General features: G+C 44.2%; 8 protein-coding genes, 2 tRNA genes and 3 rRNA genes. 2 read left to right on the forward strand and 11 right to left on the reverse strand.

Annotated features, from left to right (window positions below; all coding sequences use genetic code 11):
- Both RH96_RS04360 and RH96_RS04365 read left to right on the forward strand, forming a co-directional pair.
- Window positions 1–1869 carry a sodium:solute symporter family protein gene (locus tag RH96_RS04360; protein WP_010197777.1) on the forward strand — a complete coding sequence of 623 codons (1869 nt, stop codon included), beginning with the start codon at window positions 1–3 and terminating at the stop codon, window positions 1867–1869.
- A gap of 160 nt (window positions 1870–2029) precedes the next feature.
- Window positions 2030–2578, forward strand: coding sequence for a hypothetical protein (locus RH96_RS04365; protein ID WP_010197779.1), 549 nt, complete (start codon window positions 2030–2032; stop codon window positions 2576–2578).
- A 129-nt stretch (window positions 2579–2707) separates the two neighbouring features.
- Here the strand turns inward: RH96_RS04365 and RH96_RS04370 are convergent, their stop codons facing one another.
- The 11 genes from RH96_RS04370 to RH96_RS04420 all read right to left on the reverse strand — a co-directional run bounded on the left by RH96_RS04370 (window position 2708) and on the right by RH96_RS04420 (window position 13513).
- Window positions 2708–3310, reverse strand: coding sequence for a rhomboid family intramembrane serine protease (locus tag RH96_RS04370; RefSeq protein WP_010197780.1), 603 nt, complete (start codon window positions 3308–3310; stop codon window positions 2708–2710).
- Between the two features lie 41 nt (window positions 3311–3351).
- A complete protein-coding gene (locus tag RH96_RS04375; RefSeq protein WP_010197782.1) occupies window positions 3352–4404 on the reverse strand; it encodes a 5'-nucleotidase in 1053 nt (350 codons plus the stop codon).
- 166 nt (window positions 4405–4570) lie between these two features.
- The gene (locus RH96_RS04380) at window positions 4571–4789 is read right to left on the reverse strand and encodes a dodecin family protein (RefSeq protein WP_010197784.1); all 219 of its coding nucleotides are present in this window, start codon (window positions 4787–4789) and stop codon (window positions 4571–4573) included.
- A 145-nt stretch (window positions 4790–4934) separates the two neighbouring features.
- Window positions 4935–6224 carry a TRAP transporter large permease gene (locus RH96_RS04385; protein ID WP_010197785.1) on the reverse strand — a complete coding sequence of 430 codons (1290 nt, stop codon included), beginning with the start codon at window positions 6222–6224 and terminating at the stop codon, window positions 4935–4937.
- Entirely contained in the window at window positions 6221–6748 is a 528-nt protein-coding gene (locus tag RH96_RS04390) for a TRAP transporter small permease (RefSeq protein WP_010197787.1), read from the reverse strand. The genes RH96_RS04385 and RH96_RS04390 overlap by 4 nt, the downstream gene beginning before the upstream one ends.
- 17 nt (window positions 6749–6765) lie before the next feature.
- Entirely contained in the window at window positions 6766–7824 is a 1059-nt protein-coding gene (locus tag RH96_RS04395; protein ID WP_010197789.1) for a TRAP transporter substrate-binding protein, read from the reverse strand.
- Window positions 7825–8199: 375 nt separating this feature from the next.
- Window positions 8200–8314: ribosomal RNA gene (rrf, locus tag RH96_RS04400) — 5S ribosomal RNA — on the reverse strand.
- Window positions 8315–8503: 189 nt separating this feature from the next.
- Window positions 8504–11362 (reverse strand): 23S ribosomal RNA (locus RH96_RS04405).
- A gap of 357 nt (window positions 11363–11719) precedes the next feature.
- Window positions 11720–11795 (reverse strand) — tRNA-Ala (locus RH96_RS04410).
- 9 nt (window positions 11796–11804) lie between these two features.
- Window positions 11805–11881, reverse strand: a tRNA-Ile gene (locus RH96_RS04415).
- Between the two features lie 92 nt (window positions 11882–11973).
- A 16S ribosomal RNA gene (locus RH96_RS04420) occupies window positions 11974–13513 on the reverse strand.
- Together the 16S, 23S and 5S rRNA genes with 2 tRNA genes alongside form the textbook arrangement of a ribosomal RNA operon.
- Window positions 13514–14216 lie beyond the last annotated feature (703 nt).

Raw genomic sequence — 14216 nt, forward strand, 5'->3', positions numbered from 1 at the left:
ATGAGTCAATTTGTAGTTAATCTTATATTTGTGGGTCTATCCTTCGCTCTGTATTTCGGTATCGCGATTTGGGCCCGTGCTGGTTCGACCAGTGAATTTTATGTTGCAGGCGGCGGTGTCCATCCAGTCGTTAACGGTATGGCAACCGCTGCTGACTGGATGAGTGCGGCGTCATTTATCTCAATGGCAGGTCTTATTGCTGCTGGCGGTTATGGCGCTTCCACCTATTTGATGGGTTGGACAGGTGGTTATGTTCTACTCGCGATGCTCTTAGCCCCTTACTTACGTAAATTTGGTAAATTCACCGTTCCTGACTTTATCGGTGATCGCTTTTATTCCAAGACGGCAGCTATGATTGCTGTGGTCTGTTTGATTACCGCATCGACCACTTACGTTATCGGTCAGATGACCGGTGCTGGGGTTGCATTCTCGCGCTTCTTAGAAGTTGAAAGTACCACTGGTCTGATTATCGCAGCAGTCGTTGTATTCTTTTACGCGGTATTAGGCGGTATGAAAGGGATTACTTACACGCAGGTTGCACAGTATGTCGTTCTAATGATTGCTTATACCATTCCTGCGGTTTTCATCTCACTTGAATTAACGGGTAACCCTATTCCAGGTCTTGGTTTGTTCTCAAATCATGTTGAATCAGGTGTTCCTATCTTGACCAAGTTGAATCAAGTGGTTACTGACTTAGGTTTTGCATCGTATACTGCTGATGTGCCTAACAAGCTAAACATGGTGCTATTCACCTTGACGCTCATGATCGGTACTGCAGGTTTACCACACGTTATCATTCGCTTTTTTACGGTTCCTAAAGTGGCTGATGCGCGATGGACCGCAGGTTGGACATTGGTATTTATCTCGCTCCTGTACTTCACAGCACCTGCCGTTGGTGCGATGGCACGCTTAAACTTAGTAGATACTATCTATCCACAAGGTGTCGAAAATCAGCCTATTCTCAATGAGGAACGTCCTGACTGGATGAAAACTTGGGAAGAGACTGGTCTTATTAAGTATAACGATCTCAATAATGATGGTCGTATTCAATTATATAGCGACAGTGGACTTGGTGCCGCTCAAATAGCCCTTAATACAGCTCAAGCTGATGGTGGCGACGTTGCTACCGCAACTGCAGCGGTAGAAAAAGCTCGCATTGCACATGATGCAGAACTTGATGGTCGTTTTGCTGATGCCGGATGGGCAGGTAACGAGCTTGATGTAAACGCTGATATCTTAGTACTTGCTAACCCAGAAATTGCTAATCTGCCATCATGGGTTATTGGTCTTATCGCGGCAGGTGGTTTGGCAGCAGCACTATCAACAGCAGCTGGACTACTCCTTGCGATCTCATCAGCGATTAGTCATGACTTAATTAAACGTAACTTAAACCCAAATATCACTGATAAACAAGAGCTTAAATATGCTCGTATTACGATGGGTGTGGCAATCGTAGTAGCGACTTATCTGGGTATTAACCCACCAGGGTTTGCTGCGCAGGTTGTTGCCTTAGCCTTTGGTATTGCGGCATCCTCATTGTTCCCTGTGTTGATGATGGGTATTTTCTCTAAACGCATCAACAATCTTGGCGCTATTGCAGGTATGTTGACTGGTTTAATCGTCGTCCTTGTCTATATCTTTATGTTCAAAGGTTGGTTCTTCATCAGTGGTACTGCTAACTTCCCTGATACTGAAGAGTACTGGTTATTTGGTATTTCACCATTATCATTTGGTGCAGTTGGTGCGTTACTTAACTTCATCGTAGCATTCGCCGTATCTTATGCTACTGCCCCACCACCAGCACATATCCAAGAGTTGGTTGAGAGCGTACGTTCTCCACGTGGCGCTGGTGGTGCCGTCGACCACTAAGCTTGCAACTGAGGATATATCTTCTGTTAATATATCACTCACAGGCAGTCACTGCTTGTGAGTGATTTTTTTATCTTGGCGCTATAATAACGATATTTTAAATTCTTCCTTATATCCAATAAGTTCAATTAAACATACCTAACGCATTAAGGAATATTTTATGCTTTTTGAGTTTATCGCTACCATCGCTGCCGCATTTGGTATGGCTGGACTAGCACTTATCATAACTCACCTCAGCAAACTGGCAGGCAAACGTGCCCCTAAATGGCTGATTCCCTTATTTGCTGCTATTGGTATGTTTGCATTTCAGATAAATCAGGAGTACAGCTGGTATGGTCAACAAGTGGAGAAGCTACCAAAAGGTGTAGAAGTCGTCAAAACAGCGAAAAGTACTGAGTGGTTCCGCCCATGGTCTTATGCTAAGCCGCAAATATTACGGTTTATCGCTGCCGATATTGGAAATGCGAGTGTACAAGTAGATAACCAAGATATACATTTATTCAATTTATATTTATTTGAAAGACGAAGAGCCGTAGAGACAGTCCCTCAAGTTATCGATTGTAGTATTCCTGCACGTGCAGACTACGTTATACCTGAAAAAGGCAATACGCTATCAATTGATGAACATGTAAAGCAAACGACTGCATGGCGAGACCTAGCAACAGATGATCCACTATTTATCAGTATTTGCACTGATAAACAAAGCTAACGAATTGAGAGAGATTTAGAACAGTGCATCCATCAACAGGGAAGTCTTCAAAGAAACATATGATAATAAGGCGGTATTTTGAATGAATAAAAAATCTAAAAATACCACCTTATTTGTCTGCTTTGCTTTTTACTGATGAGACGTTGTCGTATAGGTATGTTTAGAATTGGCACCTAGCAGTAGCCCCGCACATAAACCACCAAAATGGGCGGCAAAAGAGATACCTTCTTGCGGCATTAAGCCTTCTTTGATAGTGAGCCAATACCCTGCCCCCATAACGATACAAGCGATTAAATAACCCCAACGCCGAGCGAACACGGCTCCCCCTATCATATAACCAAGCATCGCGAAGCATAACCCTGATGCCCCGATATGAATTGATAGCGGCGAGCCAATGACCCAAGTGACCAAACCCGAAGCGATAATGAGCTTAACAATCGTACGATAAGCATTGTTCTCAAAAAGCCCAAATAAAAATAGAATTTGTAATAAAGTTACACTATTGCCAAGCAAATGTGAAAAATTGCCATGCATCGTCCATGAAGCAAACACCCCAATCATGCTACCGATATCAAGAGCACGCGGCACGATGCCAAAAATATTCCACAGTCCAAACAGCGCAAACTTATTAAGAAAAAACATACCCCACATCGGCACTAAGACAAAAGCATATAAACCGATAACTTGCTTGATTCGTACTAATATCAACGTGAGTAATTGCCGCCACTTCATATAATCTTTTATCCTATTGATTTTATTTTATTCAACAGACCCTAATGGTTCACTGAAAATAGTGGTTGCTGTATCGGCTTAAATGATAATAATGAAGCATCTTTGTCCGCTGTTAAATAACTATTGGCATGCAGTAACGACGTTGAATGATAAGGCACTAAGGCGGTAGGAACAAAACTGCGCGCGGCATCGATATGCTTAATAGAGTCATCAAAAAAGATATGTGGTGCAAACGTTCTAAGTACAGCCGTTTTTTCCAAACCTCCTAAGAAAAACGCCATATCAACATTGACGCCCCACTCTCGCAATGTCTTAATCGCACGCAGGTCAGCGGGTGCATTGCGAGCCGTCACCAACGCAATCTTTATGGGAGAATATTGAAGGCCTGCTGGTAGACGCTCTTGCAAGTTCGATAGCTTGATTAATAATTCAGCATAAGGCCCTTTCTCAATTGGCAAGTCACGCATTTGTGCTTCACGATCATGAAAGGCACGTAATCCTTTTTGCTTATAGAGTAGCTCACCTGAATCATCAAACAGCACGGCATCACCATCAAAAGCGATACGCAGCTGATTGGTATCCAATTTATAAGTATTAACAGGCGTCGCATCGAGTATCGCACAAGCGCAGATATTGGCATCAGCAACTTGCTGCGCATCCTCACGATTGGTGGTCAAAAACAGATCGATATTAAAATCTCTGATATAAGGCGAAACAGGACTACCCGATATAAATGCCGATCGAGAAATATTGAGTCCATTTTCACGAATGGCATTGAGTACTTGAATGCCCGTATCTGGACTGCTTTTCGAGACAATCACTACTTCGACCAAAGGCGCTTCAATATCAGGGAGCTGTACAGTATCGTCTTCACAATAATGATTCAAATTTAGCAATGCTTTGATAAGCGGATAGCCCGCGCCAATATTTAATGGCTCGTTTTCACGCGCTGCCATATAGTCACGAAACTCTTTTATAGCGCTTTCAGGCCGGTGCTCTAATAGCTGTAATAAATAATTTTCTGATTCTGCTAAATCAAACAGCGCGGTTGCAGAAATCGCGACTATGAGCGTGTTACTAAAATCGACAGCCATAAATGTTTACTTCTATTCTAAATATTCAAAATGATAGCGTTTTATTTTACTACATATATAGGCAAGCTGTGTGGCTACTCCTGCTAATCATAACAATCCTCAATATATATTTTTTATGATAAAAAAAAGACTGCAATCGCAGTCTTTTTTAGGTTTCAAGCAACACTTAGCTAATATCAGCACCATCATTAATGACAAAACTTACAATCATAATGACATGATATTTACTAATTTTTCCATCAGTAACCCCTACTTTTTGCTCTTTTATCCAAGCGCCTTCAACATTATTAACGGTTTTAGAAATCCGTTCAATACCTTGTTGAATAGCATCTTCAAAGCTGGTTTCAGAGGTACTACTGATCTCGATATTCTTGGCAATAGTCATAATATTTCTCGCATCCATGTGATTCTAAAATGAGTGTTTTAAGACAAGCTTATCGTAGATAATGCTACTTAAAAGCGATGTCTCTCATTTATTCTAGCGTTATACATAGTACGCAACAATGCTTCAGTGTTATTTTATGTAGGAATTAACTTAATAGCACTAAAGATATCGCAGGGAACATCACCAAAATAACCAATCGAATCACATCAGAAACGATGAATGGTGCTACCCCGCGGAACATGTCGGACAGTTTGATATGCGGAGCCATTGCCTTAATCACGAAAATATTCATTCCCATCGGTGGCGTTATCAATCCAAGCTCTACCGTCAATACGGCAATAATACCAAACCATACTGGATCGAAGCCTAAAGCAACAATGATTGGATACACCACTGGAATGGTAATAACCAGCATCGCTAAAGCATCCATGAACAACCCTAAGAGGAAGTACATGATCAAGATACAGATCAGTACGACCATTGGACTCACTGCTAACGTACCAATCCATGTCGCTAATGTATAAGACAAGCGTGACACTGAGATAAAATAGCCCAAAGCTTCTGCACCCAGTAGCATAAAGAAGACCACTGCTGATAATGCGAGCGTCTCAATCAGCGATTGCTTAAGGCCTTTCATACGCATGCCTTTAACAAAAGCGTAAGCCCAAGAGACAAATGCACCGACTGCTGCGCCTTCTGTGGGAGTAAATAGCCCAAAGAAAATACCCGCAATAATCACGATAAAAATGAAGCTAAACGGTATCAAACCGGTTAACGATATGAGCTTCTCTTTCCAAGTAGTCGACTCGCCACGACGCGCTAAGTGTGGTTTCCAGCGCACCATAATCATGACAGTGATTGAGTACATCACCATCCCTAACATACCAGGCAAAAAGCCTGCAATAAACATGTCACCAACGGACTGCTGAGTTAGGATGGCATAAACCAGTAGCGCAATACTAGGCGGAATCATAATACCTAATGTGCCACCTGCTGCTAAAATACCACAAGCAAAACCAGGTTGATAACCATACTTCTCCATCTGTGGCAACGCAACTTTCGTCATAGTAGAGGCAGTAGCTAATGATGAGCCTGAAATAGAAGCAAAAATACCAGATGATCCGATACCCGCGATACCAAGACTCCCTCGTACTCCACCAAAAATGGTTCGGGTAGCTTCAAACAACTTTCCTGCCATACCCGAATGCGTGGCAAAGACTCCCATTAAAATAAATAACGGAATAGCACTAAAGTCATATTTTGCCAAGACATCTACCGGAATGTCTTTGAGCATTTGCAAAGCACCGCTTGGCGCAGTCACTGCTCCAAAACCAACCAAACCCACACCCAACATGGCAAGTGCGACTGGCACTCGCAGGACAACAAGCAGGATCATGACGACTAAGCCAATGGCTCCAATAATTTCTGGACTCATGCGCCTGTCTCCTCGGCGTCAAAGAACTCGCCCGTTTTAAAGATATTAATGGATTCGATTAGCGAGCGAATAGCGAGTAAAAGACTTAAGAATGCACTAAATGCATAGATGGGCATCATTGATAGTCGAAGATCTTGGGTAACTTTACCGTATTCTATGGCATCAATGGCGCTCTCATAGAGACCCCATGAGAACACAATACCAATGACAAAAAAGCCCATCATAAAGATGCCCATCATGTAGCCTTTAACGGCTTGAGGCATCTTTTGAGTAAAGACATCAACGATGATTTGTGAGCGTTCGACGAAAGCGGCAAAGGCGGCAAGCAAGGAAAATAGCATGAAATAAGACACAATTTCCACGCTACCCTTGACCGTAAATCCAAACTCACCACCAGTGAGCTTGAATATATAACGAGCCGTCACATCCAGCATGGTGGTTAGAACAATAATGATAAGACTGACACCACCAAAAAATTGGCATAATCTAGAAATAAAGGTACTGATTTTGACTAAAAATGCCATGTGACACCTCCAATAGGTTATACCTTACAGGTAGCACTGGCAGCTTTGGCCTTTTCATAGACACTATCAGCATCCAAACCTAAAGCATTGACGTCTTTTAGATATTTTTGCGTTCCTTTTTCAAGTGGCCCTTTCCAATCTGGATCATTTAGTGGATCAGGAATTTCGATAATTTCGTCACCCTTATCTTTGGCAGCTTGAATTGCCAGCTGGTCATGCTTATCAAACACTTCACCGACCTTATTAGCCAATGCCATCCCTGAGTTTTTATCCAAGACTTGTTTTAGATCATCAGGCAAATTATCGTATTTATCTTTGTTCATCGTCACCATGAGCGCTGAACTATAAAAAGGAATATTGGTATGATATTTCGTAATCTCATCGATTTTGAAAGCAGTAACTGCTTCCCAAGGGAAACTCAAGCCATCTACAACTCCGCGCTGTAAAGAGGTATACATATCATTAGCAGGTAGACCTACTGGTGAAGCGCCAGCGCTTTCGATGATATCACCAGCCACGGCTGAAGGACGACGGATACGCATACCTTTCATATCTTCAGGCGTTCGAATTAGCTTGTCAGTGGTATGAAGTGCACCAGGACCAGCACCGTACATGAACAGGAGATGAGAATCTTCATATTCACTAGCAAGTGTGCCATCATCATAAAGGGTCTGGAGCATACAACCCATTTGAGTGGCTGAGTTTGATAGTCCAGGGAGCTCAGTAATTTGAGTTAAAGGGAAGCGACCGTTAGTATAGCCATGAGCCTGTGAGCCAATATCGATCGTACCTTTTGCAGCAGATTCATAGGTAACATCTGCTTTAGCAAGACCTGCTGAAGGATATAATTCTACTTTCAAGCGACCATTAGAATCTGTCTCTATTTGTTTAGCCCAAGGTTCAAAAACCTCAGTGCTAATAGATGATGTTGCTGGCCAGAAGTGAGAAAAGCGTAAAACAGTAGTTTCTTGAGAAGTTGCTGATGAGCCATCAGTAGTATCAGCGGATTGGTTAGAACAGCCTAAAAGACTGATCGCTGCCAAGGCACCAATTGAAAAAAGAGGAGCTAGCTTCATTATCAATTCCTTTTGATAATTATGAGGTGAGGAGTAGAGCTTACGTTTAGCACTCTAAGTCGATGAAATAATTAATCATTTACAAAGTTAAAACGTCTTTCTAATAAATCTGTAATAAATACACCATATAAAATTAGCAGCTATAATGATATAAGTCAAATCATTTTGAGCATATAAAGTAATAATCCATTCAAAAATAAGCATAGATTAACGAAACTCAATGGACAAATCTAATAGTACTCTCAGATACTAAATTTCGACGGATTACCGACTGCAAGCTAGATGTTCTAAACAACGAATGTTTGTAAAGAAGCAAACCGCGCACGAAAGAAAAGCCCCTCAACTTAATTGTTGAGGGGCTTTTCAGGAATAGAGAGCTGACGATGACCTACTCTCACATGGACGAATCCACACTACCATTGGCGCTACGATGTTTCACTTCTGAGTTCGGGAAGGGATCAGGTGGGGCCATCGCGCTATTGTCGTCAGCAAAGGGGGTTAGATATGAGTCTGTTGTTTTTATTGTTTGACTATAAATGTTTAGTTTATGGTCGATCAACTTGTAACCTAACTGAATCAAGGTTAAAGGTGATATCGAAATATTCTTTCTTTTATTCTAAAGCTTTCGCTTTACAAGATAGATTAATTAGAGCTTTGATACAAACCACTTGGGTGTTGTATGGTCAAGCCAAACGAGCAATTAGTACAGGTTAGCTACACACATCGCTGTGCTTCCACACCCTGCCTATCAACGTCGTAGTCTTCAACGGCTCTTTAGGGAAATCTAATCTTGAGGTGGGCTTCCCGCTTAGATGCTTTCAGCGGTTATCCCATCCGAACGTAGCTACCGGGCAATGCCACTGGCGTGACAACCCGAACACCAGAGGTTCGTCCACTCTGGTCCTCTCGTACTAGGAGCAGATCCTCTCAAATTTCCAACGCCCACGGTAGATAGGGACCGAACTGTCTCACGACGTTCTAAACCCAGCTCGCGTACCTCTTTAAATGGCGAACAGCCATACCCTTAGGACCTGCTTCAGCCCTAGGATGAGATGAGCCGACATCGAGGTGCCAAACACCGCCGTCGATATGAACTCTTGGGCGGTATCAGCCTGTTATCCCCAGAGTACCTTTTATCCGTTGAGCGATGGCCCTTCCATACAGAACCACCGGATCACTAAGACCTACTTTCGTACCTGCTCGACTTGTGGGTCTCGCAGTTAAGCGCGCTTTTGCCTTTATACTCTACGACCGATTTCCGACCGGTCTGAGCGCACCTTCGTACTCCTCCGTTACTCTTTAGGAGGAGACCGCCCCAGTCAAACTACCCACCATACATTGTCCTCGGTATTGTTATACCTGAGTTAGAACCCCAACATGACCAGGGTGGTATTTCAAGATTGGCTCCACAAACACTAGCGTGTCTGCTTCAAAGCCTCCCACCTATCCTGCACAAGTCAGGTCAAAGTTCAATGTAAAGCTGTAGTAAAGGTTCACGGGGTCTTTCCGTCTAGCCGCGGGTACACAGCATCTTCACTGCGATTTCGATTTCACTGAGTCTCTGCTGGAGACAGCGCTGCCATCATTATGCCATTCGTGCAGGTCGGAACTTACCCGACAAGGAATTTCGCTACCTTAGGACCGTTATAGTTACGGCCGCCGTTTACTGGGGCTTCGATCAAGAGCTTCGCTTACGCTAACCCCATCAATTAACCTTCCAGCACCGGGCAGGCATCACACCCTATACGTCCACTTTCGTGTTTGCAGAGTGCTGTGTTTTTAATAAACAGTTGCAGCAGCCTGGTATCTGCGACTGTCAACAGCTCAAGGAGCAAGTCCTATCACCATCAACAGCGTACCTTCTCCCGAAGTTACGGTACCATTTTGCCTAGTTCCTTCAGCAGAGTTCTCTCAAGCGCCTTGGTATTCTCTACCTGATCACCTGTGTCGGTTTAGGGTACGATTCGTTTATAACTATTGCTTAGAAGCTTTTCCTGGAAGCATGGTATTTGCCACTTCGCTGTACAAGTACAGCTTGCTATCAGATCTCAGCCATATAACAACCCGGATTTACCTAAGTTGTAAGCCTACATCCTTTCACCTGGACAACCAACGCCAGGCTGACATAACCTTCTCCGTCCCTCCATCGCATTATAAACAAGTATCAGAATATTAACTGATTTCCCACCGACTACGCCTTTCGGCCTCGCCTTAGGGGTCGACTCACCCAGCCCCGATTAACGTTGGACTGGAACCCTTGATCTTCCGGCGTGCGAGCTTTTCACTCGCATTATCGTTACTCACGTCAGCATTCGCTCTTGTGATACCTCCAGCATGCCTTACGACACACCTTCACAGGCTTACACAACGCTCCCCTACCACTTGAAAACAATTCAAATCCGCAGCTTCGGCTCCCAGTTTGAGCCCCGTTACATCTTCCGCGCGGGCCGACTCGACTAGTGAGCTATTACGCTTTCTTTAAAGGATGGCTGCTTCTAAGCCAACCTCCTAGCTGTCTATGCCTTCCCACCTCGTTTCCCACTTAACTAGGAATTTGGGGCCTTAGCTGGCGGTCTGGGTTGTTTCCCTCTCCACAATGGACGTTAGCACCCACTGTGTGTCTCCCGGATATCACTCATCGGTATTCGGAGTTTGCATCGGTTTGGTAAGTCGGTATGACCCCCTAGCCGAAACAGTGCTCTACCCCCAATGGTGTTCGTCCGAGGCGCTACCTAAATAGCTTTCGGGGAGAACCAGCTATCACCGAGTTTGATTAGCCTTTCACCCCTATCCACAAGTCATCCCCTGGCTTTTCAACGACAGTGGGTTCGGTCCTCCGGTTGATGTTACTCAACTTTCAACCTGCTTATGGATAGATCACTCGGCTTCGGGTCTATGCCCTGCAACTAAACGCCCTATTAAGACTCGGTTTCCCTACGGCTCCCCTAAACGGTTACCTTGCTACAGAACATAAGTCGCTGACCCATTATACAAAAGGTACGCGGTCACCCTAATAAATTAAGGCTCCCACTGCTTGTACGCACACGGTTTCAGGTTCTATTTCACTCCCCTCACAGGGGTTCTTTTCGCCTTTCCCTCACGGTACTGGTTCACTATCGGTCAGTCAGGAGTATTTAGCCTTGGAGGATGGTCCCCCCATCTTCAAACAGGATTTCTCGTGCCCCGCTCTACTTAATATGTTAACGCTAATGTTTCGAATACAGGACTATCACCTACTACGGTCAGCTTTCCCACGCTGTCTTCTACATTAGCACTAATCGGCTTCTCCCCGTTCGCTCGCCGCTACTTGGGGAATCTCATTTGATGTCTATTCCTAAGGGTACTGAGATGTTTCACTTCCCCTCGTTCGCTTCTCGTACAAGTACGAGATACCTACCTTATGGTAAGTGGGTTTCCCCATTCAGAAATCTCCGGATCACAGGATATTGCCGCCTCCCCGAAGCTTATCGCAGGCTGTCACGTCTTTCATCGCCTCTGACTGCCAAGGCATCCACCATGTGCGCTTCATTACTTGACCATACAACCCCAAGTAGTCTTAACTTATAAATAAGTTTTAACTTCAAAGTGTCATAAAGTCTAATTATGATAACGATATCAGCTAATTTTATACGCTTGATTCAGTTCTCTTTACTTTTTTAATAACTCACTACTGGGATAACAACTGATGTCGTTAAGTAGTGAGTTATTAAGGTTAGAAACAACGCGTGAACACGTGTTCCTAACCCAGACTCATATCTATGTTTTTAAATAGTTCTTACGCTCTCGTCGAGTCATAAGTTCTGTATAAAACAGAAAGAAATAATCGTATGATGTAATATCTGAATTATTTGTTTCTGTTTATGCTCGTTTAATATATCTACTATCGTATTTATTATGGTGGAGCCAAACGGAGTCGAACCGTTGACCTCCTGCGTGCAAGGCAGGCGCTCTACCAACTGAGCTATGGCCCCGTAAATAAATGGTAGGCCTGGGCAGACTTGAACTGCCGACCCCCGCGTTATCAACACGGTGCTCTAACCAGCTGAGCTACAGGCCTGTGTCTGCCTGTAAAGGCAAAGCGCTAATAATAAATACTAGCTAAACTAAAGAACAACTTGTTGTGAATTCTTGCTGACCGAATGCCATCTATAAGGAGGTGATCCAGCCGCAGGTTCCCCTACGGCTACCTTGTTACGACTTCACCCCAGTCATCAACCACACCGTGGTGAACGCCTCCCCGAAGGTTAAGCTATCCACTTCTGGTGCAATCAACTCCCATGGTGTGACGGGCGGTGTGTACAAGGCCCGGGAACGTATTCACCGCGGCATTCTGATCCGCGATTACTAGCGATTCCTACTTCATGGAGTCGAGTTGCAGACTCCAATCTGGACTACGATAGGCTTTTTGAGATTCGCATCACATCGCTGTGTAGCTGCCCTCTGTACCTACCATTGTAGCACGTGTGTAGCCCTGGTCGTAAGGGCCATGATGACTTGACGTCGTCCCCGCCTCCCTCCAGTTTGTCACTGGCAGTATCCTTACGAGTTCCCGGCTTAACCCGCTGGTAACTAAGGACAAGGGTTGCGCTCGTGCGGACGTTAACCCAACCATCTCACGACACGAGCTGACGACAGCCATGCAGCACCTGTATTCTAATTCCCGAAGGCACTCCCGCATCTCTGCAGGATTCTAGATATGTCAAGACCAGGTAAGGTTCTTCGCGTTGCATCGAATTAAACCACATGCTCCACCGCTTGTGCGGGCCCCCGTCAATTCATTTGAGTTTTAACCTTGCGGCCGTACTCCCCAGGCGGTCTACTTATTGCGTTAGCTGCGTCACTAAGTCCTCAAGGGACCCAACGACTAGTAGACATCGTTTACGGCGTGGACTACCAGGGTATCTAATCCTGTTTGCTACCCACGCTTTCGAGCCTCAGTGTCAGTATTATGCCAGAAGGCTGCCTTCGCCATCGGTATTCCTCCAGATCTCTACGCATTTCACCGCTACACCTGGAATTCTACCTTCCTCTCACATACTCTAGCTCAACAGTATCAGATGCAGTTCCCAGGTTGAGCCCGGGGATTTCACATCTGACTTATCGAGCCACCTACGCTCCCTTTACGCCCAGTAATTCCGATTAACGCTTGCACCCTCTGTATTACCGCGGCTGCTGGCACAGAGTTAGCCGGTGCTTATTCTGCAGCTAATGTCATCGTCCACGGGTATTAACCGAGGAGTCTTCTTCACTGCTTAAAGTGCTTTACAACCAAAAGGCCTTCTTCACACACGCGGCATGGCTGGATCAGGGTTTCCCCCATTGTCCAATATTCCCCACTGCTGCCTCCCGTAGGAGTCCGGGCCGTGTCTCAGTCCCGGTGTGGCTGATCATCCTCTCAGACCAGCTACAGATCGTCGCCATGGTAGGCCTTTACCCCACCATCTAGCTAATCCGACTTAGGCTCATCTAATAGCGAGAGCAGTAAACTGCCCCCTTTCTCCCGTAGGTCGTATGCGGTATTAATACGAGTTTCCCCGTGCTATCCCCCACTACTAGGTAGATTCCTAAGTATTACTCACCCGTCCGCCGCTCGACGCCTGATAGCAAGCTATCATCGTTTCCGCTCGACTTGCATGTGTTAAGCCTGCCGCCAGCGTTCAATCTGAGCCATGATCAAACTCTTCAGTTTAATCTTGCTATGTAACCCTTTAAAGAGGCTACTAAACTTGGCTCATCTAATCTGGCAAAATCGCTAAAAATTATGTTCGTAATGAATTAACTTTGAGTTTTTTTACTGTCTTAAATGATAATTTTTATAGTTAGAATGAACTCCGAAAAGGAGCTAAAACCAACTTTATTTTTTAGCATTCTGAATCAGCAAAAATCCACACAAGTTGTTCTTTAGTTATGCTTTTAAATAGTGCTCAATCACTGTCGTCCAGTAACTGATATATTGGGTAACTCTCTTGCTGTTTAGACTTAATCCCTTGCGGGTTAAGCTATCTAGCGAGCCGACTATCTTATCATAATGATTTGAATTGTCAAGCTGTTTTATAATTTGTTTCATCAGGTTAACTGGGTTATTAATGTGTAATCTACACACTAGTTACTTCCAGCTCGTCTTGATGAGGGCGTATTATAGACGCTTTAAATTCTGTGTCAAGAGGTAATTTCTATTTAGTTTGAAGTAAATGTCTCATCACTCATTCTAAACAGCCTTCCCTTTCAACTAGGGCGCATTATACGGGGTTTTAAGACTGGGTCAAGGGGTTTGTCTGCTATTTTGGGGACTATCTAATTTTATAATTAATACCATCTATTTATCAGTTGGTTAGGGCTAAAAATAGTTTTGCCTTTATCAAGAATAACTCTTTTCCTTAAATTTAGTCGGA

The organism is Psychrobacter sp. PAMC 21119 (assembly GCF_000247495.1).
Taxonomy (GTDB): domain Bacteria; phylum Pseudomonadota; class Gammaproteobacteria; order Pseudomonadales; family Moraxellaceae; genus Psychrobacter; species Psychrobacter glaciei.

Coding starts and splice junctions, on each gene's coding strand:
- RH96_RS04365 (WP_010197779.1), top strand. CDS start 2,030: ATGCTTTTTGAGTTTATCGCTACCATCGCTGCCGCATTTGGTATGGCT.
- RH96_RS04370 (WP_010197780.1), bottom strand. CDS start 3,310: ATGAAGTGGCGGCAATTACTCACGTTGATATTAGTACGAATCAAGCAA.
- RH96_RS04385 (WP_010197785.1), bottom strand. CDS start 6,224: ATGAGTCCAGAAATTATTGGAGCCATTGGCTTAGTCGTCATGATCCTG.
- RH96_RS04390 (WP_010197787.1), bottom strand. CDS start 6,748: ATGGCATTTTTAGTCAAAATCAGTACCTTTATTTCTAGATTATGCCAA.
- RH96_RS04380 (WP_010197784.1), bottom strand. CDS start 4,789: ATGACTATTGCCAAGAATATCGAGATCAGTAGTACCTCTGAAACCAGC.
- RH96_RS04375 (WP_010197782.1), bottom strand. CDS start 4,404: ATGGCTGTCGATTTTAGTAACACGCTCATAGTCGCGATTTCTGCAACC.
- RH96_RS04395 (WP_010197789.1), bottom strand. CDS start 7,824: ATGAAGCTAGCTCCTCTTTTTTCAATTGGTGCCTTGGCAGCGATCAGT.
- RH96_RS04360 (WP_010197777.1), top strand. CDS start 1: ATGAGTCAATTTGTAGTTAATCTTATATTTGTGGGTCTATCCTTCGCT.